Consider the following 232-nt stretch of genomic DNA (forward strand, 5'->3'; position numbering starts at 1 on the left):
AGACGATACTGGGTCTGTAGCTCAGGTGGTTAGAGCGTTCGCCTGATAAGCGAGAGGTCGGTGGTTCAAGTCCACTCAGACCCACCAATCTTCCTCCCAGGGGATTGGCACACAGTATCAACACCTGATGGGGCTATAGCTCAGCTGGGAGAGCGCCTGCCTTGCACGCAGGAGGTCAGCAGTTCGATCCTGCTTAGCTCCACCATCTTTAAGTGTTTTCTCGATAGAGAAT

At 53.4% G+C, this 232-nt stretch carries 2 tRNA genes; both read left to right on the forward strand.

Features of this window, described 5'->3' with window-relative positions:
• Positions 1-10: 10 nt before the first annotated feature.
• Positions 11-87: transfer RNA gene (locus TW81_RS18735), tRNA-Ile, on the forward strand.
• A gap of 42 nt (positions 88-129) precedes the next feature.
• Positions 130-205: transfer RNA gene (locus TW81_RS18740), tRNA-Ala, on the forward strand.
• Positions 206-232 lie beyond the last annotated feature (27 nt).

Origin of the sequence: Vibrio galatheae (genome assembly GCF_000967545.1) — a bacterium.
Classification (GTDB): Bacteria; Pseudomonadota; Gammaproteobacteria; order Enterobacterales; family Vibrionaceae; genus Vibrio; species Vibrio galatheae.